Origin of the sequence: Klebsiella sp. OBRC7 (genome assembly GCF_000293135.1) — a bacterium.
GTDB lineage: Bacteria > Pseudomonadota > Gammaproteobacteria > Enterobacterales > Enterobacteriaceae > Klebsiella > Klebsiella michiganensis.
On sequence record NZ_ALNJ01000026.1, the window covers coordinates 20103 to 37513 of the forward strand.

The following is a 17411-nucleotide window of genomic DNA, read 5'->3' on the forward strand; positions in this document are numbered from 1 at the left end:
GTCTTTAAGGAATCCCAAGTGGAACATATCTCCACCACCACGCTGATCGTAACGCTGATCGTCATGGTGGTCATCTCCGCCTATTTCTCCGGTTCTGAGACCGGCATGATGACGCTGAACCGCTATCGCCTGCGTCATATGGCCAAACAGGGCAATCGTCAGGCAAAACGTGTCGAAAAGCTGCTGCGCAAACCTGACCGTCTCATTAGTCTGGTTCTCATTGGCAATAACCTCGTCAACATTCTTGCATCGGCGCTGGGCACCATTGTCGGTATGCGCCTGTACGGGGATGCCGGCGTCGCCATTGCCACCGGAGTCCTGACGTTTGTGGTGCTGGTGTTTGCCGAAGTGCTGCCAAAAACCATTGCCGCGCTCTATCCGGAAAAGGTCGCCTATCCCAGCAGCCTCCTGCTCGCGCCGCTGCAAATCCTGATGATGCCACTGGTGTGGTTGCTCAACACTATTACCCGCATTCTGATGCGTATGATGGGCATTAAAACCGACATCGTGATTAGCGGAGCATTAAGCAAAGATGAGCTACGCACTATCGTTAATGAATCACGTTCGCAGATCTCCCGCCGCAATCAGGACATGCTGCTCTCCGTACTGGATCTCGAGAAAGTCAGCGTTGACGACATCATGGTTCCGCGCAACGATATTGTCGGTATCAATATTAACGACGACTGGAAATCTATTGTCCGCCAGTTGACCCACTCTCCGCACGGGCGCATCGTGCTGTACCGCGACACGCTGGACGATGCCATCAGCATGCTGCGGGTACGCGAAGCTTATCGCCTGATGACGGAGAAAAAAGAGTTCACAAAAGAAGTCATGCTGCGCGCCGCCGATGAAATTTACTTCGTGCCGGAAGGAACGCCGCTCAGTACGCAGCTGGTGAAATTCCAGCGCAATAAAAAGAAAGTGGGTCTGGTCGTTGATGAATATGGCGACATTCAGGGTCTGGTTACGGTTGAGGATATCCTCGAAGAGATCGTCGGCGATTTTACGACTTCAATGTCGCCTACGCTGGCTGAAGAGGTGACGCCGCTTAATGATGGCTCAGTGATTATCGACGGAACCGCCAACGTACGGGAAATCAACAAGGCATTTAACTGGCATCTCCCGGAAGATGAAGCGCGAACCATTAACGGTATCATCCTGGAAGCACTTGAAGAGATCCCCGCTCCGGGTACCCGCGTACGCATCGAACAGTATGATATCGATATTCTTGATGTTCAGGAGAATATGATTAAACGGGTGAAAGTGATGCCGGTAAAACCCATTCGCGAAAGCGTGGCCGAGTCATAACACCCCTGGGGCCAGGCTGAGGGGAATAGAAAAACGGCTACCTCGCGGTAGCCGTTTCGCTTATTTACTTCGCTTTCGCCACGGTGACCATCGCCGCGCGAATAGTACGGCCGTTCAGGGTATAGCCCTTTTGCATGACGCCCAGAACGTTACCTGCCGCAACGTCTTCAGACTCAACCATCGCAATGGCCTGATGTACGTTCGGATCCAGCGGCACGTTCGTATCGCCAATCACTTCCACGCCGAACTTACGTACCACGTCGAGCATGGACTTCAGCGTCAGTTCGATGCCTTCAACCATCGGCGCCATATCCGGGTTAGCTTTATCAGCGACTTCCAGCGCGCGATCCAGGCTGTCAATAACCGGCAGCAGCTCGTTAACGAACTTCTCCAGCGCAAACTTATGCGCTTTTTCGATATCCAGCTCGGTGCGGCGGCGCAGGTTATCTTCATCGGCTTTCGCGCGCAGCAATACTTCACGTTCGCGCTTCTGCGCTTCAGCAAGCTGAGCTTCCAGATTCGCAATTTTTTCATCGCGCGGATCCACCTGCTCAGCCGAAACCTCAGGCTCTACCGCCTCAACGTCGTCGTGCTGCTCCGTGATAATTTCTTCCGGGGCTTGCCCCTCAGGCGTTTTCTGTTCTTTACTACTCATGAATTTCTCCGCGTTTTTTTTCGCATTCATCTCGCTAACTTCGCTTATTATGGGGATCAGTTTCCTGGTTTCAAGGGAACGCGGCCAGATTGTCACTATTCATTTAACGCAAGGACATCCAGATCATGAAGAACCACTTCAAGTGTATAGGCATTGTGGGACACCCTCGTCACCCAACCGCGCTGACCACACATGAAATGCTCTGGCGCTGGCTGTCCGGCAAAGGTTATGAAGTGCTGGTTGAGCAGCAAATTGCTCATGAACTGCAGCTCAGCAATGTGAAGACCGGGACGCTGGCGGAAATCGGCCAGCAGGCAGACCTGGCCGTCGTGGTGGGCGGGGATGGCAATATGCTCGGCGCAGCGCGGACGCTGGCCCGCTACGACATTAACGTTATTGGGATTAACCGCGGTAACCTCGGTTTTCTGACCGATCTCGACCCGGATAACGCGCTACAGCAGCTTGCCGATGTGCTCGAAGGCCACTATATCGCCGAAAAACGCTTTCTGCTGGAAGCGCAGGTATGTCAGCAGGATTGCCAGAAGCGCATCAGCACGGCAATTAATGAAGTTGTCCTGCACCCCGGCAAAGTGGCGCATATGATTGAGTTTGAAGTTTACATTGATGAGGTATTTGCTTTCTCTCAGCGCTCCGATGGCCTGATTATCTCCACGCCCACCGGCTCCACGGCTTATTCACTCTCTGCTGGAGGGCCGATCCTCACGCCTTCACTGGATGCGATCACCCTGGTCCCCATGTTTCCGCATACGCTGTCAGCACGCCCGCTGGTGATCAACGGTGACAGCACGATTCGCCTGCGCTTTTCTCAACGCTGTAGCGACCTCGAGATTAGCTGCGATAGCCAGATAGCGCTGCCGATTCAGGATGGTGAAGATGTGCTGATCCGCCGCTGTGATTATCACCTCAATCTCATCCACCCAAAAGATTACAGCTATTTCAACACATTAAGCACCAAGCTTGGCTGGTCGAAAAAATTGTTCTGATTTTATAGCCAGCCCCTTTACTGGATAAAAAACCAGATTATACTGTACGAAAACACAGTAATGGTTTTTCATACAGGAAGGCAGCTATGTTGGCACAACTCACTATTAGTAATTTTGCTATTGTTCGTGAGCTTGAAATCGATTTTCACAGCGGTATGACCGCCATTACCGGCGAGACCGGCGCCGGTAAATCGATCGCTATCGACGCGCTGGGGCTGTGCCTCGGTGGTCGGGCGGAAGCCGATATGGTGCGCAGAGGCGCCAACCGGGCTGATTTATGCGCCCGCTTCTCCCTGAAAGACACACCTGCCGCTCAGCGCTGGCTGGAACAGAACCAGTTGGAAAGCGGGCGTGAGTGTTTACTTCGCCGCGTCATCAGCGCTGACGGCCGCTCTCGCGGTTTTATTAACGGCACGGCAGTCCCTTTATCCCAGCTTCGCGATCTGGGTCAACTGCTTATCCAGATCCACGGCCAGCACGCCCACCAGTTGCTGACTAAACCCGAACACCAGAAGACGCTGCTTGATGGCTATACCGGTGAGTATGCGCTTACTCAGCTAATGGCAGAGCGCTATCGTCAGTGGCATAAAAGCTGTCGCGATCTGGCGCAGCATCAGCAGCAAAGTCAGGAGCGCGCAGCCCGTGCGGACCTGCTGCAATATCAATTAAAAGAGCTAAACGAGTTCAACCCGCAGTCGGGCGAATTCGAACAAATTGATGAAGAATACAAACGTCTGGCTAACAGCGGTCAGCTGCTGACGACCTGCCAGCATGCGCTGACAGTACTGGCAGACGGCGAAGAATCCAACCTGCAGAGTCAACTGTACGCCGCGAAGCAGCTGGTCAGCGAGCTGGCAGGTATGGACAGTAACCTCTCCGGGGTACTCGATATGCTTGAAGAGGCGTCTATCCAGCTTAGCGAAGCAACGGACGAACTGCGCCATTATCACGATCGCCTCGATCTCGATCCGAACCGCCTGTTCGAGCTGGAGCAGCGTATATCCCGACAGATCGCCCTCGCGCGGAAGCACCAAATCACGCCCGAAGAGCTTCCTGACCTTTACCAATCCCTACTGGAAGAGCAGCGTATGCTGGATGATAGCGCCGGTTCTCTGGAATCTCTTAGCCAACTGGTCGTTGAGCATCATCAGCTGGCGCTGGAAACGGCAAAGCAGCTGCATGCCCTGCGCCAAAATAGCGCCGATGAATTGACCCAGCTAATTACGGAGAGTATGCACTCACTCTCGATGCCGCACGGAGTGTTCGCCATTGATGTCGCATTTGATGAACGCCACCTTACGGCTGAAGGCGCGGACCATATCGAATTCCGCGTCACCACTAACCCGGGTCAGCCGCTGCAGCCGATTGCTAAAGTTGCCTCCGGAGGCGAGCTGTCACGTATTGCGCTGGCGATTCAGGTCATCACCGCGCGTAAGATGGAAACTCCGGCGTTGATTTTCGATGAAGTAGATGTCGGCATCAGCGGCCCTACGGCAGCGGTCGTCGGTAAACTGCTGCGTCAATTAGGCGAATCAACCCAGGTAATGTGCGTTACCCACTTACCGCAGGTTGCCGGTTGTGGACATCACCATTTCTTCGTCTGCAAAGAAACGGATGGTGAAATGACCGAGACGCATATGCACCCTCTGGATAAACGCGCTCGTTTGCAGGAACTGGCCCGCCTGCTGGGCGGTAGTGAAGTCACTCGTAATACTCTGGCAAACGCGAAAGAGTTGCTTGCCGCCTAAACTTTTTGATTTTCACAGAGTCATAGTGAACAGCAAATTGCCGATAGACCTGCAGCCGAAGGTTCCCAACCGGGCTAAGGTCTATTATCATCGGCATATTACAGATGAGCCACGTACTGCTCGGGCCCAAAAAGGAATCAAATCACTATGCGCTGTAAAATGCTGACTGCTGCCGCAGCGGTTCTTCTTATGTTGACCGCAGGCTGTTCTACTCTGGAACGAGTGGTTTACCGTCCTGACATCAACCAGGGAAACTATCTGGCACCAACCGATGTAGCAAAAATCCGCGTCGGCATGACGCAGCAACAGGTTGCCTATGCTCTTGGTACCCCGATGATGTCGGATCCGTTTGGCACCAATACCTGGTTCTACGTTTTCCGTCAGCAGCCTGGGCATGAGAAAGTTACCCAGCAGACGCTTACTCTGACCTTCAATAGCAGCGGTGTGCTGACCAACATTGATAACAAACCTGCCCTGACGGCGGAGTAAGGCTATCAATACGCAAAAAGCGCTCAATGAGCGCTTTTTTTATATCTGCATCTTCGTGCGAAACGGTTACTTTCCGTCGCTTTTCTCTGCCCGCTGGCGACGCAGCTCTTTTGGGTCAGCAATCAGCGGCCGATAGATTTCTACCCGATCGCCATCGTGGACCCAATCGTGAAGCTTAGCCGGGCGGCTATAAATCCCCACTTTGTTCTTCGCCAGATCGATATCATCACGCAGCGCCAGAAGGCCGCTGGCCACGATCGCCTGCTCGACCGTCGCGCCCTCCTCCAGCTTAACGCTTTGCAGATACTGCTTTTCCGGCAATGCGTAGGCCACTTCAACCACGATATTAGCCGACACTGTAGACCTCTTTAGCGCGGGTCGTGAACGCCTGCACCATATTCATGGCCAGCTCTTTGAAAATGCGACCAAAGGCCATTTCAATCAGCTTATTAGTGAATTCAAAATCAAGATGAAACTCAATTTTGCACGCTTCCGGGCTTAAGGGGATAAACTTCCAGCCGCCAATCAGCTTCTTAAACGGACCATCGACCAGACTCATGAGAATACTCTGGTTACTGGTCAGCGTATTTCGCGTTGTGAAGGTTTTGCTGATACCCGCTTTGGATACGTCCACCGCCGCGGTCATTTGCGTCGGACCGAGCTCCAGAACCCGGCTACCGGTGCAGCCCGGCAGAAAATCAGGGTAGGACTTCACATCATTTACCAGTTGGTACATCTGTTCCGCACTGAACGGCACCAGGGCGGTACGGCTAATCTGAGGCATAGCGGGTTCCACATATAAACACGGTGTAAATAATATCATTTATCTGCTGCTAAAAAAAACGCTGTACCGCAACTCGTGCTAAGATAGCCCATTACGCCTCGCGGGAAGATTGAGGTACGACTGTTTTAAGACGATGACTTCAGGATACTATGACTAAGAAAAAAGCCCACAAACCTGGATCAGCCACCATTGCGCTGAATAAACGCGCTCGTCATGAATACTTTATCGAAGATGAATACGAGGCTGGTCTTGCCCTGCAGGGATGGGAGGTAAAATCTCTCCGCGCAGGTAAAGCCAACATTGGCGATAGCTATGTCATTTTAAAAGATGGCGAAGCCTATCTGTTTGGCGCCAACTTTACGCCAATGGCCGTTGCTTCCACTCATTACGTTTGCGACCCGACGCGTACCCGTAAGCTTCTGCTCAACCAGCGCGAACTGGATACCCTGTACGGGCGCATCAACCGCGAAGGTTACACCGTAGTTGCTCTTTCGCTGTACTGGAAGAATGCCTGGTGCAAAGTCAAAATCGGCGTAGCAAAAGGTAAAAAACAGCACGACAAGCGTACCGATATCAAAGACCGCGAGTGGGCGGTAGATAAAGCCCGAATTATGAAACACGCCGGTCGTTAATTCCCCTTCCTGTCAGGGTCAGTTTTGCTGGCCCTGATGCTATATCGTTGTTGATGCTGATTTTTCACCCAACCTGACGCCATAATCCTCAAAACGAGGGCTGGTAAGCGCATTCATAAATCTGTTATACTCAACGTACACATTGGGGCTGATTCTGGATTCGACGGGATTTGCGAAACCCAAGGTGCATGCCGAGGGGCGGTTGGCCTCGTAAAAAGCCGCAAAAAATAGTCGCAAACGACGAAAACTACGCTTTAGCAGCTTAATAACCTGCTCTGAGCCCTCTCTCCCTAGCTTCCGCTCTTAAGACGGGGATCAAAGAGAGGTCAAACCCAAAAGAGATCGCGTGGAAGCCCTGCCTGGGGTTGAAGCGTTAAAACTAATCAGGCTAGTCTGGTAGTGGCGTGTCCGTCCGCAGGTGCCAGGCGAATGTAAAGACAGACTAAGCATGTAGTACCGAGGATGTAGGAATTTCGGACGCGGGTTCAACTCCCGCCAGCTCCACCAAACATTCATTCATGATGCATCATGAACCTTAAAAAAGCCTGCAACTTCAACGAGTTGCAGGCTTTTTTGTTGCATGTGTGGTCATGATCTCTGTATGAATCTTGAGCATTATGTATCTTGTTTTGCACCGCGTTGCCTGAACGCTAAAAAAACAAGGTGCAAAAACATGCCTAAGGTATTGAAATCCCTAACCAATACCGAGATCGCTGCCGCCAAGCCGCAGAAGACCGAGTATATGCTGCGCGATGGCGACGGACTGGCGTTGTTGATTAAGCCATCCGGCAGAAAGATCTGGTACTTCGAATACACTCCCCCGGCGCTGAAAAAACGGACCAAAATCAGCATTGGCCCCTATCCGGTAGTCACCCTCGCCATGGCGCGAGATTTCAGGTTGCAATACCGGCGTTTACTCGTGCAGGGCATCGACCCGCAGGCCCATCTGGAGCAGGTTGCAGAGGAGCAACGACTCCAGAATGAATGCACGCTGGAAAAAGTGGCAGAACAGTGGCTCAAAGAGAAAAAACGGACCAGCGATCTTAGCGAAGATCACGCCAAAGATGTCTGGCGCTCGCTGGAGATGCACGTCTTCCCTTCTCTGGGTAATACACCCGTTACCGAGATCCGTCCCAAAATGCTCAAGGAACACCTTACACCGCTGGAAGAACAGGGCATCCTCGAAACGCTGCGGCGGGTTATCTCACGACTCAATGAAATCTTCCGCTTCGCCATCTCCGAAGAGCTTATCGAGTTTAACCCAGCAGACAACCTGGTCGCCCGCTTTAAGAAACCGAAAAAGCAGAATATGCCCGCCCTTCACCCCAGCGAGCTGGGCAGGCTGATGCTGGCGCTATAGAACGCCTCTATCCGCAAGGAAACCCGCTGCCTTATCGAATGGGAGCTACTGACCTGGGTTCGCCCCGGCGAAGCCGTCAGCGCCCGCTGGTGCGACATCGATATGAAAAAAGCGGAATGGCGCATCCCCGATACTTTTATGAAGATGAACCGTTCGCACACGGTGCCGCTCAGCAAACAGGCGCTGCGCGTTCTTCAGGTTATGGAGCCCGTCAGTCGCCATCGCCCGTGGGTTTTCCCCAGTATCCGCAAACCACTGGAGCATATGCACCAGCAGACCGCGAACGCCGCGCTTATCCGCATGGGGTTCGGCGGCGAACTGGTCGCCCACGGCATGCGCAGCATCGCCAGGACCGCAGGAGCAGGTCATTTTCCCCGTGAAGTCCTGGAATCTGCGCTAGCACACCAGAAAGAAGACGAGATCGAAGCGGCCTACAACCGCAGCGACTATCTGGAACAAAGGCGACCGCTGATGCAGTGGTGGGGAAACTACGTTGATGCTGCCAGACGGCAGGCATTGCTCGGTGAAGAAGAACCGCTGCGGATCGTGGAAGGAGAATAATGTGACCAGTCCCATTCGTCAGAATCTGTTTGAACGGGAATGCGATATGCCGCTGCTGGAAGCGCGGCATCTCGCCCTTCTGCTTCTCGGCCTTGATGCTTCCCAACCTGCAAACGCCCTACCGGAAGAACATCAGGAGAATTACCGTATCCTGCACGACGCCATCAGCCGCACCATCAAAGCCACAGGCATGGTCAGCGCCCCTGCAAACAAACGTATGTTCTATGCCGATGAGATGTTCGCGCTGGCCTGGCGGCTTATTGATGACGAACTCACGCCGCCAGAAATTAAGGCCCGCAGCCTGAAGGCGGTGATGAAACTGTCGCGTAACGGTCGTGGTCGCAAGTGGCTGAAGACGCTCGGCGACGACGCGCTACCGGATCTCACTGCTTCCGCACAACCTTCCCAGCGTGGAATGTATAAGCGCGACAAAGCGCGGGAGAATACTGCCCGACTCTGCTGGCTACTGGTTCAGCTACTGGTTGAGGAGACTGACGGACGGTATGGGACGTATGATAAACCAGCTTCGGATCGGATACTTCGAAAGCTGAAAATGCTGGCGCAGGAGCGGGAATTGCCGTCGGATGGGCTTGGACGGGGGACGTTTTATGAGGTGTTGAAGATGGGGCGGGTGAAGAAAGTGTAGGTAGTTGCTGCATAGTGTCGGGATGTAACGAACCGATTAAACTCTGAAACCGCCTGATGTATAGTTGGCTTGGAGCCAATAGCAGATATGAATGAATCGATTGCAACAGAATCTCCGTCTGATCAAGACGTCTTCAAATTCTTGAGGTTATAGTGTGTGGTGCTCAATGAATCGTTGCGCAGGAAATTTGACCTGCGGACCATTTCAGCTGCAGCAAAAACAGGTAGCGTATCAAATACAGATGAAATCAGGCATTATGCAATGGAGACAAGATGATAGATGAGAGCGCAAAAACGATAGCCGAAAAGCTCGCTGTTCCGGTTTATGAAGATGCCCTGAGCCCTTTTGCTAAAGAATTATCAAAGGGGTTAGTCTCTATTGCCAGAATGGTAAATTCGGGAATATTCCTAGTTGAAGACAGTGTGCATGCGGTGACAAGCGTCTTACGGATGACAGCTGAGAATCTGGCATTATTACCACCCAAGCAAATTTCATTCGATCGGCCAAGGGTTGCTCTTCAGGCTCTAAATGAGGCCAAATTTGCAATAAATGAAGATGAAATACAGCGCCTTTTTTCAAATCTAATATCGGCAAGCCTAGACAAGAAAACTTCGGGGATTGCTCATCCAGCGTACATCGAAATAATCAAACAGCTCCAGCCGGATGAAGCTAGGATCCTTCGGTTTATGTTTAATAAAGAAAAGAATAGAAAAGGTCATGCACCCACAATTGATATTGTCCAACAAGATTCAAAGGATAGTAACTTCAGAACCACATCAACTACACCGGAAGTAAACCTAATTTGTGAAGATGCTGGTTGCGATATCCCCGAAAACTCATTTATGTATTTCTCCAACTTAAAACGATTGGGCCTGCTAACTACAACATCAGGAACTTCTTTCCCAAAGGAAGAGCATGAAAGAATTTTCTCATCAGAGAAGGTAAAAGAAATATGCAGTGTAAATTCGCATCTAGATAGAGTTTCTTATAAAAGCGGGCAATATAGTTTTACAGGTTTTGGTCAAGGCTTTGTAGATTCGTGTATCGGCAGACATAGTATTTAACAAGTCAATAAACTGTGTCGGTTATTGAGGCCTTAACGTTCGCAATTCGCTCAGGCTGTGTAAAAATGTTTTTGATTGCAGAAATGGCCTAAAATAGAACTGAAAATCGCTTCCCTATGTAAAATTCGACTCTGATAATCAGCCGTTTGATTCCAGATTTTGCATAACCTCATGCATTCCAGTATTCGATGAGAGTTTTCACACAGCCTGCGCTCATAGCAGACCAAGTACCACTTCAGTAGGTCCGCTTTGTGCAAGATATATAGGTATTAAGCTGTTCCATTGGCTAACACACTATGATGTTAGTAATGTCTTCATTATCAATATGAGGGCATCCCCATGAAGAAGCGTTTTTCCGACAAACAGATCATCAGTATTACTCCACAAGCGGGATAAGCTTTTTACCCGTATCTTCGAAGAATGAAAATGAAGCCCAGCGATATGTATATACCAAAGCAATCTTGCCAGAATGTGCCTCAATAACTTCTTTTAAATATGACTTACGTTTGCTGCCATCTGGAAATTTAGCCGAAAAGGTCACTATTGCTCGTGATGATAGTCCGCCACCATTTCGCATAAAGAGAATAAAATCACTCCCTCTAAACACATTAAACTCCGCGCAATTTGTCACATCATTATCAAACTTAGCAACTACATTTTTTATTTTGTCATAGAGGCTAACCATATCCCCAAAAATATTTCCATCTGCTAACTGAATATTTCTTTTATTTAACTCGGCTATATACCCATCATCATTAACTTTTCCAATCGGGTATCGTGCCTGAAGTACTATATCTTGTGACGCAATTTGCAATAGCTTCAATTCGTCAACGGTTAATGCCAACTCCAAATCAATAGCCATCCTATCAATCTTATGACCATAATCGCGAAACTTAAGATCTATCGTGTCTTTTTGCGCACCAAGATTCATTAAAAGAATCGCAGACTTTAACAGCATTTCGAAAGCATACCCCAACATAAGCCTGCTTGTTTTATCTGTTGCTGATGCGATATCGATATATTCATGCACAACGGGAGATTTCTTACTTGTAGCCAGAAACAAGCTCTTGTTTCGATCACCTTCACTTCTCAAAAGCTTTGCTGATAAATACAGCTTTTTGGACTCTGTTAACCAAGCCTTACGATCAAAGATACCTTTTCCATTTTTCTGCGTAATTATTTCGCTCTGCATTTAGCAACTCCTATATTATTAGAACCAAGCCCATAGTTAATCAGGAGCCAATCCCGTAGCAATTATAGCCAACCACTTTCAGAAGGGGTTCAAATTCAATTGCGCTCATATCTTCGACCCGTTGCCAGTCTCGTTCGACCTCATCAGGGTTAAGTCCACCCAGCGTGAAAGCATTAGTAACAATGTGTCCGGTATGTTCATCTTGTAAGCCGTTGATATCTTCAATGGGTACACGGCCGAGATATAGATTTTGTTTTATAAAAAGTCGGAGAGTTAAAGTTACTTCCACCTTGTCACCGTATCCATTATCAATTTGAGTTTTAGCCTCCTCAAATATCAGCAACTCTTCATGTTCCCCCGGTTCACTCGGCAGAGCACCATTATCCCATCGAGCCTGAGCAATCCCTAACGCCGTACCCAATAGCTCGTTCTCGGAACTGTAGACTGGCAACTTGTAAAACTCATTTGGTATGAGCAGAGGTTTAGGAGACGAACATCGAATTCCAAAACTCATGAAGCTGTTTCTGAAATCACACAATACAGGAGCATTCACCTCCACCCGCCATTTATGGTCACCTGTCGAAACTGGACGATATAGCGCAATCTGTAATTTCTGAGCACGCCGCAAAGCTGATTTAGTAAAACCAGCCGGACAGACTAAAGCCCCTTGATGCGCACATACGTCCTGTACTAACCCGTGAAATTCTTCAACACCTTTGACATCCACCGGATTAGCGTAGTCCTTGCAATCAATGACAATACGCATCTTGTATTGACCGATGGACTGTTCCACCAGAACATCCACCTGTCTTTTGGTTTCACTCTGGATACCATCAAGCATCACATTATGTTGCACTACAGCATCGGGAGAAAGTTGCCTTTGTATCATGGCAACAAGTTGTTCGAGAGCTTTCCAGTCGGGAATCTTATTTTTATCTTGACCAGCCATTGCGCCGCTCCGTTTGGGTCTTATACATAAAGATACCACTGGAATAACTTGAAGGAGAAATTGTAAGTATCCCGACAAAGCAGATGATTTTCTTTCAGAGTTCTTCAGGCAAGCAGACTAGTTTACCTTTAAGGCGAACTTCTGCTTCACGCTCAGAGCTGACAGTGAGATAGCGACAGCTATTGTGAAGTGTTTGTCGTCGTGCGTTGCCATTCGTTAACCTCAGCTTGCAGGACTCTGATTGAGCAAGAGAAAAATAAAATTGTTAATTTTCAATTGATTATTTAAAAATCATCAGTTCTGGCAGCAAATAAAACATTCCCGGACTGATTACTTTCTATCCGGACTTTACTTTTTCATCCGGACCTATACCTCCCTTTCCCGTTCCGCGCTATAACCGCTCCGACACTCTGTTCCCGTGAGGTGCAATCATGAAAACCCGTGCTGACAGTAACGATGCTTTTCCCGAAAGCGGTAACGTGCGTATGCGGCAGGTGGTCCAGTTTCTGGCGATGAGCGAATCGTCGGTTTACCGCCTGATTAAAAACACCGACTTTCCCCGCCCCGTCCACCTCTCTTCCCGTCTGGTGGTTTTCGATGCTGCTGAAATCCGTCAGTGGCAGCAGCGCCGTACCGCCATCCGCTAATCCACGCTCAGGGATGAGCCGACCGATACTTCATCATGAAACGCGCCCCCTTTCTCTGTAAGCAGTCTCCGGACCGCACGCTCGAAGTGGTAATCCTGGCCGGAAGCCTGGCATGGGAGACCTCACGCGCCTGGCGAAAAGATCCCAACCGGGAAGATGATGTTCCTCCGGTGGTGCTCGGCCCGAATGAACTGGCCGAACTGGACAACCTGACCATAATCAGACCTGACGCGCTCTACGTCCGGGTACTTCGCACAGGCGATATCCGCGAAGAGGAGTTGCTGAAAATCGCCGTAAAACTGGCACATGCGGATGTGCAGATGGCCCGACTGATGACCCCTGACGGTGAGTTACTGGAGAACTGGACCGGACAGCTTGAACGCCTGCGACAGGAAAGGCCTTCCGACATCCTGCCGGATCACTTTCGTCTCGATGAAGAGGCACTGTGGTTTGACAAGCTCACCGAACGCCGGGACGGTGAAAGCGACGTCCAGCCCCAGCGCATCTGTTCCCCTCTGCGCGTCACCGCCATCACCTGCGACAGCCATGACGGCAGCTATGGCCGCCTGCTGGAATGGCACACCACCACCGGGCAGTTGCGGCGCTGGGCCATGCCGATGGCGATGCTCAGCGGTAACGGCGAGGAGCTGCGGCGCATCCTGCTGGAGAACGGCCTGACCTACATCTCCACCCGCCCCGCCCTGCGCAGCCTGCTGTGCGAATACATCTCACGGTCACTCCCCGGACGCCGGGTCACCTGCGTGGAGAAAACCGGCTGGCACTGCGGGGTGTATGTTCTGCCGGATGAGGTTATCGGTCCGGATGGCGACAGCGTTATCCTCCAGGGCAGCCACTATCTGACCGGCGGCTTTGCGCAGGCCGGTACGCTGGCGGAATGGCAGGAGCAGGTCGCCGCGCTCTGTACAGGCAACTCGCGTCTGGTCTTTGCCGTCTGCTGTGCACTGGCCGCCCCGCTGCTGCGCCTGACCGGAACGGGCGGCGGAGGCTTTCATCTGCGCGGTGAGTCCACCGACGGAAAAACCACGGTAATGAAGGTGGCTGCTTCCGTCTGTGGCGGGACGGATTACTGGCACTCCTGGCGGGCCACCGGGAATGCGCTGGAGGGAATTGCCAGCCGCCACAACGATGCCCTGCTGCCGCTCGATGAACTGCGCGAAGTGGACCCTCGGGAAGCCGGGCTGATTGCCTATATGCTGGCGAACGGCCAGGGCAAGGGGCGCGCCCGCACCGACGGCGAAGTACGTAACCGCAGGCACTGGACGCTGCTGCTGTTCTCCACCGGGGAACTGTCGCTGGCGGAACATACCGAACGCGCCGGAGAACGCCTCTACGCCGGAATGGATGTGCGCATGGTACAAATCCCCAGCGACACCGGGCAGCATGGCGCGTTTGAGCAGCTACACGGCTTTGCCAGCGGCCAGCAGTTCGCCGATACCCTCTGCGACAGGGTGGCCCGCTTTCACGGCACCGCCTTTCGTGCCTGGCTGGCCTTCCTCACCTGCGACCTGGACGCCAGCACCACGCTGGCGAGAGAGTTACTTCGCCGCTACCAGACCGCCCTGATGCCGGAGAATGCCGGAAACCAGGTGCAGCGCATCGTGGCCCGTTTTGCCCTGCTGGCGGTGGCCGGAGAGATGGCAACGTTGCAGGGAATCACGGGCTGGCAGGAAGGCACGGCGTATGAGGCGATCCAGATCTGCCTACACGCCTGGCTGAACGAGCGCGGCCATATTGCCAACCAGGAGGATGAAGGCGTGCTGGCGCAAATCAAGCGGTTCATCACCGCGCACCAGTACAGCCGCTTTGCCTCGTGGGATGGCCCGGACCGCCCGCTGAATATGGTGGGCTTTCGCCGGGTGGAAAAAGATCCGCTGACGGGTGAAGAGCACACACTGTTTCACATCCTGCCGGAGGGCTGGCGGGAAATGTGCCGGGGCTTCAGTCCCGCCAGAGCGGCGAGATTATGCCAGGAAGCAGAATGCCTGCTGCCCGGCAGCGACGGGAAATACCAGTCGCAGGTTCGCCTGCCGGAGATCGGCAAAGCCAGGGTCTACCGGCTCACCTCCCGCATCCTCAGTATCTGAGTACAGTCTCGCGTGTCTTAAAACAAGGTGGTACAGAGTGGGACAAGTGGTACACGCAGAGCTGGCGCGGGTTACAGCGTCCCACCTTAGAGAATTGAGTTTAATAAAAGTGGTACAGGGTGGGACAGCCGTTGCTGAGTCTGTCCCACTTTTCAGACTGGCATTTTTCAGGTGGTACAGCGCAAAGCCACGGTTGGCGCGGTTGTACCACTTGTCCCACCTGTACCACCTCAAAAACAGAAGAAATGAAAATGACGAAAAGGGACTGCAAAAGCAAAGGCTGAAAGGAAGGGGGAATAAGGGGAACGGGCCTGCCCTTTAAGGATTTGGTGAAAACAGTAATGTACGGCCCGGATTATTCTTCTTAAAACGGTGATACTGAAGGATCAATTCTGCAAGCTCATCGTCCACAGCATAAAAATACGCTTCCGGTACATCAAGCGCTGCCGCCAGCTTACAGACAAGCCTGAAATCGGGTGCATGGACTTCCTTTTCATATGAACTGATCCGCGCGCTTGCAGATTCTTCATCCAGCCCTGCGAGAACACCCAGTTCCGCTTGCGTCAGATCAGCCCTGACTCTTGAAATCTTTAATCTTTTACCAATCACGATTGCAACCCTACACCTGAACATGCAGGAATTATCCCTCTCTGGGCAACAACCATCTTCAGGCATTCCCTTACCTATTCATGTATTACTTGAATTTTGATTATATTTAGAGCAATATTCAAGAATTGCGTGATTTATCACGGTTAAAAAGAGAAAACCGATGAAAAAGTCAACAACCAAAGACTGGCACCCCGCCGACATCGTTGCCGCCTTGCACAAGCGCGGTACCAGTCTGGCGAAACTGTCGCGGGAAGCGGGACTGGCCTCGTCCACGCTGTCGAATACCCTGACGCGCCCGTGGCCGAAAGGCGAGTGGCTGATTGCCATCGCGCTCGACGTGCATCCGTCAGTGATCTGGCCAGGCCGTTACCTTAATGCCAATAACAAACGTGAACCCCGAAAACCGCTTCCCCCCATGACAACAACCGACAACTCCGGGACATAACGACCCGCGCTGTGAGTGGCAGGACGCATTAACCAACGACACCTGACAGGAGAGTTGTTTATGCACACCAAACCACAACCATGCACCATAGCACCACTCGCAGGAGGCCACCATGTTTCTGGTCTCCCTGGCTGAAGGCTTTATTCACCTGTTCCAGACCGCAGGCAAAATCTTCCTCGACATGATGACGGGGCTTATCCCGATGCTCATCTGCCTGCTGCTGGCCATCAACTTCCTGATGAAGCTGGTCGGGACTGCGCGGATGGAGAAGGTCGCCGCCCTGCTTGGCCGCTCGCGCATTCTCACCTACGGCGTGTTGCCGGTGCTCGGCTGGTTCTTTATGAGCAGCCCCGGCGCGCTGACGCTCGGTAAGCTCTTACCTGAGAAGAGTAAACCCGGCTATGAGGATGCACTCGGCACCACCGCCCATCCGCTCACCAGCCTGTTTCCCCATGTGGTGCCGTCGGAGCTGTTCGTCTGGCTCGGCGTCGCTGCCGGAATACAGACGCTCGGTCTGCCCGTCACCTCACTGGCGCTGCGCTATATCGCGGCCGCCATGCTGATTGGCCTGATACGCGGGATTATCACCGAGTACCTGTTCCTGCGTTTAAGCAAACGGGGGAACGTGCCATGATGACCTACCGTGCGCGTATCGTCGCCGTCGGGGTGTTTGTTGCCGATGGTCTGACCGACAAAATGCTCATCACCTTCGACAGCAACGGGCCGACGGACTGCCTCGATTACTCGCTGTCGCTGGAAACCTTATTACGCGAAGAGAGCCTGTTCATTCTGCCCGGTGACACCCTGTTACTGGCCGGGTTCAGCTACCTCATTACCGCCGTGGGCAAAGGGGCGCAGCAGGCGCTGTTTGAACTCGGTCACCTGACCATGAAGTTTGACGGCGGGCTGAATGCCTTCCATCCCGGCGTGGTCCACCTCTCCGGTCCGTTGCCTGCGCTTGCATCCCTGCACGGGGAACTGGTGATTGCGGAGGGACGCCCATGAACACGATACTCATTCCTCCCGGCCCCGGCGGCTATGGCAAGGGACTGTGGCTGCCTGTCGCCAGCGGCAAAAAAGTGCTGTCGCTGACCGGACGCGAAATCCATCCGGTGGCGATAGAAATCGGCGCGCTCACCGAGTCGGAAATCGTCAACGGCTTTGCCAGTATTCCCCCGGATGAGGAACTGCTGTGCGTGGTGATTAACTGCGC

The 17411-nt window shown here is 52.3% G+C and carries 18 protein-coding genes, 1 other RNA gene and 2 pseudogenes; 15 read left to right on the forward strand and 6 right to left on the reverse strand.

The window, feature by feature from the left end; translation table 11 throughout:
- Window positions 1-18 precede the first annotated feature (18 nt).
- Entirely contained in the window at window positions 19-1308 is a 1290-nt protein-coding gene (locus tag HMPREF1144_RS05885) for an HlyC/CorC family transporter (protein WP_004853327.1), read from the forward strand.
- A gap of 64 nt (window positions 1309-1372) precedes the next feature.
- On the opposite strand, the gene grpE is transcribed toward HMPREF1144_RS05885, so the two are convergent.
- Window positions 1373-1963: a nucleotide exchange factor GrpE gene (gene grpE, locus HMPREF1144_RS05890; protein ID WP_004853330.1), complete on the reverse strand. Its 591-nt coding sequence runs from the start codon at window positions 1961-1963 to the stop codon at window positions 1373-1375.
- A gap of 125 nt (window positions 1964-2088) precedes the next feature.
- Here grpE and nadK point away from each other — a divergent pair, with 125 nt between their 5' ends.
- From nadK to bamE, 3 genes are all read left to right on the forward strand, one after another.
- Complete coding sequence (gene nadK, locus HMPREF1144_RS05895) at window positions 2089-2967, forward strand: NAD(+) kinase (RefSeq protein WP_004123797.1); 879 nt, start codon at window positions 2089-2091, stop codon at window positions 2965-2967.
- Between the two features lie 86 nt (window positions 2968-3053).
- Window positions 3054-4715, forward strand: a complete 1662-nt coding sequence (recN, locus tag HMPREF1144_RS05900; RefSeq protein WP_009652104.1) for a DNA repair protein RecN — start codon at window positions 3054-3056, stop codon at window positions 4713-4715.
- Between the two features lie 147 nt (window positions 4716-4862).
- The gene (bamE, locus tag HMPREF1144_RS05905) at window positions 4863-5204 is read left to right on the forward strand and encodes an outer membrane protein assembly factor BamE (RefSeq protein ID WP_004123807.1); all 342 of its coding nucleotides are present in this window, start codon (window positions 4863-4865) and stop codon (window positions 5202-5204) included.
- Window positions 5205-5270: 66 nt separating this feature from the next.
- Here bamE and HMPREF1144_RS05910 read toward each other — a convergent pair whose 3' ends face one another.
- Both HMPREF1144_RS05910 and HMPREF1144_RS05915 read right to left on the reverse strand, forming a co-directional pair.
- On the reverse strand, window positions 5271-5561 hold the full coding sequence (locus HMPREF1144_RS05910) for an RnfH family protein (protein ID WP_009652095.1): 291 nt from the start codon (window positions 5559-5561) through the stop codon (window positions 5271-5273).
- Window positions 5551-5988, reverse strand: a complete 438-nt coding sequence (locus HMPREF1144_RS05915; RefSeq protein WP_004123817.1) for a type II toxin-antitoxin system RatA family toxin — start codon at window positions 5986-5988, stop codon at window positions 5551-5553. Before HMPREF1144_RS05915 ends, HMPREF1144_RS05910 begins: the two co-directional genes overlap by 11 nt.
- 149 nt (window positions 5989-6137) lie before the next feature.
- On the opposite strand from HMPREF1144_RS05915, the gene smpB reads away from it, so the two are divergent.
- The 5 genes and pseudogenes from smpB (at window position 6138) to HMPREF1144_RS05935 (ending at window position 10251) form a co-directional block, all read left to right on the forward strand.
- Window positions 6138-6620 (forward strand): SsrA-binding protein SmpB, encoded by a 483-nt coding sequence (smpB, locus tag HMPREF1144_RS05920; protein WP_004104655.1) that lies wholly within the window; start codon window positions 6138-6140, stop codon window positions 6618-6620.
- Between the two features lie 144 nt (window positions 6621-6764).
- Window positions 6765-7127: a transfer-messenger RNA gene (gene ssrA, locus HMPREF1144_RS31075) on the forward strand.
- 166 nt (window positions 7128-7293) lie between these two features.
- Window positions 7294-8541: pseudogene (locus HMPREF1144_RS05925) on the forward strand (integrase domain-containing protein).
- Between the two features lies 1 nt (window position 8542).
- Window positions 8543-9187 (forward strand): hypothetical protein, encoded by a 645-nt coding sequence (locus HMPREF1144_RS05930; RefSeq protein ID WP_009652114.1) that lies wholly within the window; start codon window positions 8543-8545, stop codon window positions 9185-9187.
- A gap of 272 nt (window positions 9188-9459) precedes the next feature.
- Complete coding sequence (locus HMPREF1144_RS05935; protein ID WP_042927100.1) at window positions 9460-10251, forward strand: DUF4393 domain-containing protein; 792 nt, start codon at window positions 9460-9462, stop codon at window positions 10249-10251.
- Window positions 10252-10627: 376 nt separating this feature from the next.
- On the opposite strand, the gene HMPREF1144_RS05940 is transcribed toward HMPREF1144_RS05935, so the two are convergent.
- On the reverse strand, window positions 10628-11443 hold the full coding sequence (locus HMPREF1144_RS05940; RefSeq protein ID WP_042927101.1) for a hypothetical protein: 816 nt from the start codon (window positions 11441-11443) through the stop codon (window positions 10628-10630).
- A gap of 40 nt (window positions 11444-11483) precedes the next feature.
- Window positions 11484-12392, reverse strand: a complete 909-nt coding sequence (locus tag HMPREF1144_RS30715; protein ID WP_009652107.1) for a restriction endonuclease — start codon at window positions 12390-12392, stop codon at window positions 11484-11486.
- A 431-nt stretch (window positions 12393-12823) separates the two neighbouring features.
- Between HMPREF1144_RS30715 and HMPREF1144_RS05950 the strand changes: the two genes are divergently transcribed.
- Both HMPREF1144_RS05950 and HMPREF1144_RS05955 read left to right on the forward strand, forming a co-directional pair.
- Window positions 12824-13039, forward strand: a complete 216-nt coding sequence (locus HMPREF1144_RS05950) for an AlpA family transcriptional regulator (protein ID WP_006687292.1) — start codon at window positions 12824-12826, stop codon at window positions 13037-13039.
- Between the two features lie 35 nt (window positions 13040-13074).
- Window positions 13075-15144 (forward strand): DUF927 domain-containing protein, encoded by a 2070-nt coding sequence (locus tag HMPREF1144_RS05955; RefSeq protein ID WP_042927103.1) that lies wholly within the window; start codon window positions 13075-13077, stop codon window positions 15142-15144.
- A gap of 318 nt (window positions 15145-15462) precedes the next feature.
- Here the strand turns inward: HMPREF1144_RS05955 and HMPREF1144_RS05965 are convergent, their stop codons facing one another.
- The gene (locus HMPREF1144_RS05965; RefSeq protein ID WP_085954948.1) at window positions 15463-15819 is read right to left on the reverse strand and encodes a helix-turn-helix domain-containing protein; all 357 of its coding nucleotides are present in this window, start codon (window positions 15817-15819) and stop codon (window positions 15463-15465) included.
- A 94-nt stretch (window positions 15820-15913) separates the two neighbouring features.
- Here HMPREF1144_RS05965 and HMPREF1144_RS05970 point away from each other — a divergent pair, with 94 nt between their 5' ends.
- The 4 genes and pseudogenes from HMPREF1144_RS05970 to HMPREF1144_RS05985 form a co-directional block, all read left to right on the forward strand.
- The gene (locus HMPREF1144_RS05970) at window positions 15914-16198 is read left to right on the forward strand and encodes a helix-turn-helix domain-containing protein (RefSeq protein WP_009652111.1); all 285 of its coding nucleotides are present in this window, start codon (window positions 15914-15916) and stop codon (window positions 16196-16198) included.
- 112 nt (window positions 16199-16310) lie between these two features.
- Complete coding sequence (locus HMPREF1144_RS05975) at window positions 16311-16832, forward strand: PTS glucitol/sorbitol transporter subunit IIC (protein ID WP_009652115.1); 522 nt, start codon at window positions 16311-16313, stop codon at window positions 16830-16832.
- Complete coding sequence (locus HMPREF1144_RS05980) at window positions 16829-17203, forward strand: PTS glucitol/sorbitol transporter subunit IIA (RefSeq protein WP_009652110.1); 375 nt, start codon at window positions 16829-16831, stop codon at window positions 17201-17203. Before HMPREF1144_RS05975 ends, HMPREF1144_RS05980 begins: the two co-directional genes overlap by 4 nt.
- Window positions 17200-17411 (forward strand): annotated as a pseudogene (locus tag HMPREF1144_RS05985) (PTS sorbitol transporter subunit IIB); the annotation flags it as partial. The gene HMPREF1144_RS05980 and the pseudogene HMPREF1144_RS05985, both read left to right, overlap by 4 nt.

Excerpts from the sequence above, each read along its gene's own strand:
- grpE (WP_004853330.1), bottom strand. The coding sequence starts at position 1,963 with ATGAGTAGTAAAGAACAGAAAACGCCTGAGGGGCAAGCCCCGGAAGAA.
- nadK (WP_004123797.1), top strand. The coding sequence starts at position 2,089 with ATGAAGAACCACTTCAAGTGTATAGGCATTGTGGGACACCCTCGTCAC.
- recN (WP_009652104.1), top strand. The coding sequence starts at position 3,054 with ATGTTGGCACAACTCACTATTAGTAATTTTGCTATTGTTCGTGAGCTT.
- bamE (WP_004123807.1), top strand. The coding sequence starts at position 4,863 with ATGCGCTGTAAAATGCTGACTGCTGCCGCAGCGGTTCTTCTTATGTTG.
- HMPREF1144_RS05915 (WP_004123817.1), bottom strand. The coding sequence starts at position 5,988 with ATGCCTCAGATTAGCCGTACCGCCCTGGTGCCGTTCAGTGCGGAACAG.
- smpB (WP_004104655.1), top strand. The coding sequence starts at position 6,138 with ATGACTAAGAAAAAAGCCCACAAACCTGGATCAGCCACCATTGCGCTG.
- HMPREF1144_RS05935 (WP_042927100.1), top strand. The coding sequence starts at position 9,460 with ATGATAGATGAGAGCGCAAAAACGATAGCCGAAAAGCTCGCTGTTCCG.
- HMPREF1144_RS05940 (WP_042927101.1), bottom strand. The coding sequence starts at position 11,443 with ATGCAGAGCGAAATAATTACGCAGAAAAATGGAAAAGGTATCTTTGAT.
- HMPREF1144_RS30715 (WP_009652107.1), bottom strand. The coding sequence starts at position 12,392 with ATGGCTGGTCAAGATAAAAATAAGATTCCCGACTGGAAAGCTCTCGAA.
- HMPREF1144_RS05950 (WP_006687292.1), top strand. The coding sequence starts at position 12,824 with ATGAAAACCCGTGCTGACAGTAACGATGCTTTTCCCGAAAGCGGTAAC.
- HMPREF1144_RS05955 (WP_042927103.1), top strand. The coding sequence starts at position 13,075 with ATGAAACGCGCCCCCTTTCTCTGTAAGCAGTCTCCGGACCGCACGCTC.
- HMPREF1144_RS05965 (WP_085954948.1), bottom strand. The coding sequence starts at position 15,819 with ATGCCTGAAGATGGTTGTTGCCCAGAGAGGGATAATTCCTGCATGTTC.
- HMPREF1144_RS05970 (WP_009652111.1), top strand. The coding sequence starts at position 15,914 with ATGAAAAAGTCAACAACCAAAGACTGGCACCCCGCCGACATCGTTGCC.
- HMPREF1144_RS05975 (WP_009652115.1), top strand. The coding sequence starts at position 16,311 with ATGTTTCTGGTCTCCCTGGCTGAAGGCTTTATTCACCTGTTCCAGACC.
- HMPREF1144_RS05980 (WP_009652110.1), top strand. The coding sequence starts at position 16,829 with ATGATGACCTACCGTGCGCGTATCGTCGCCGTCGGGGTGTTTGTTGCC.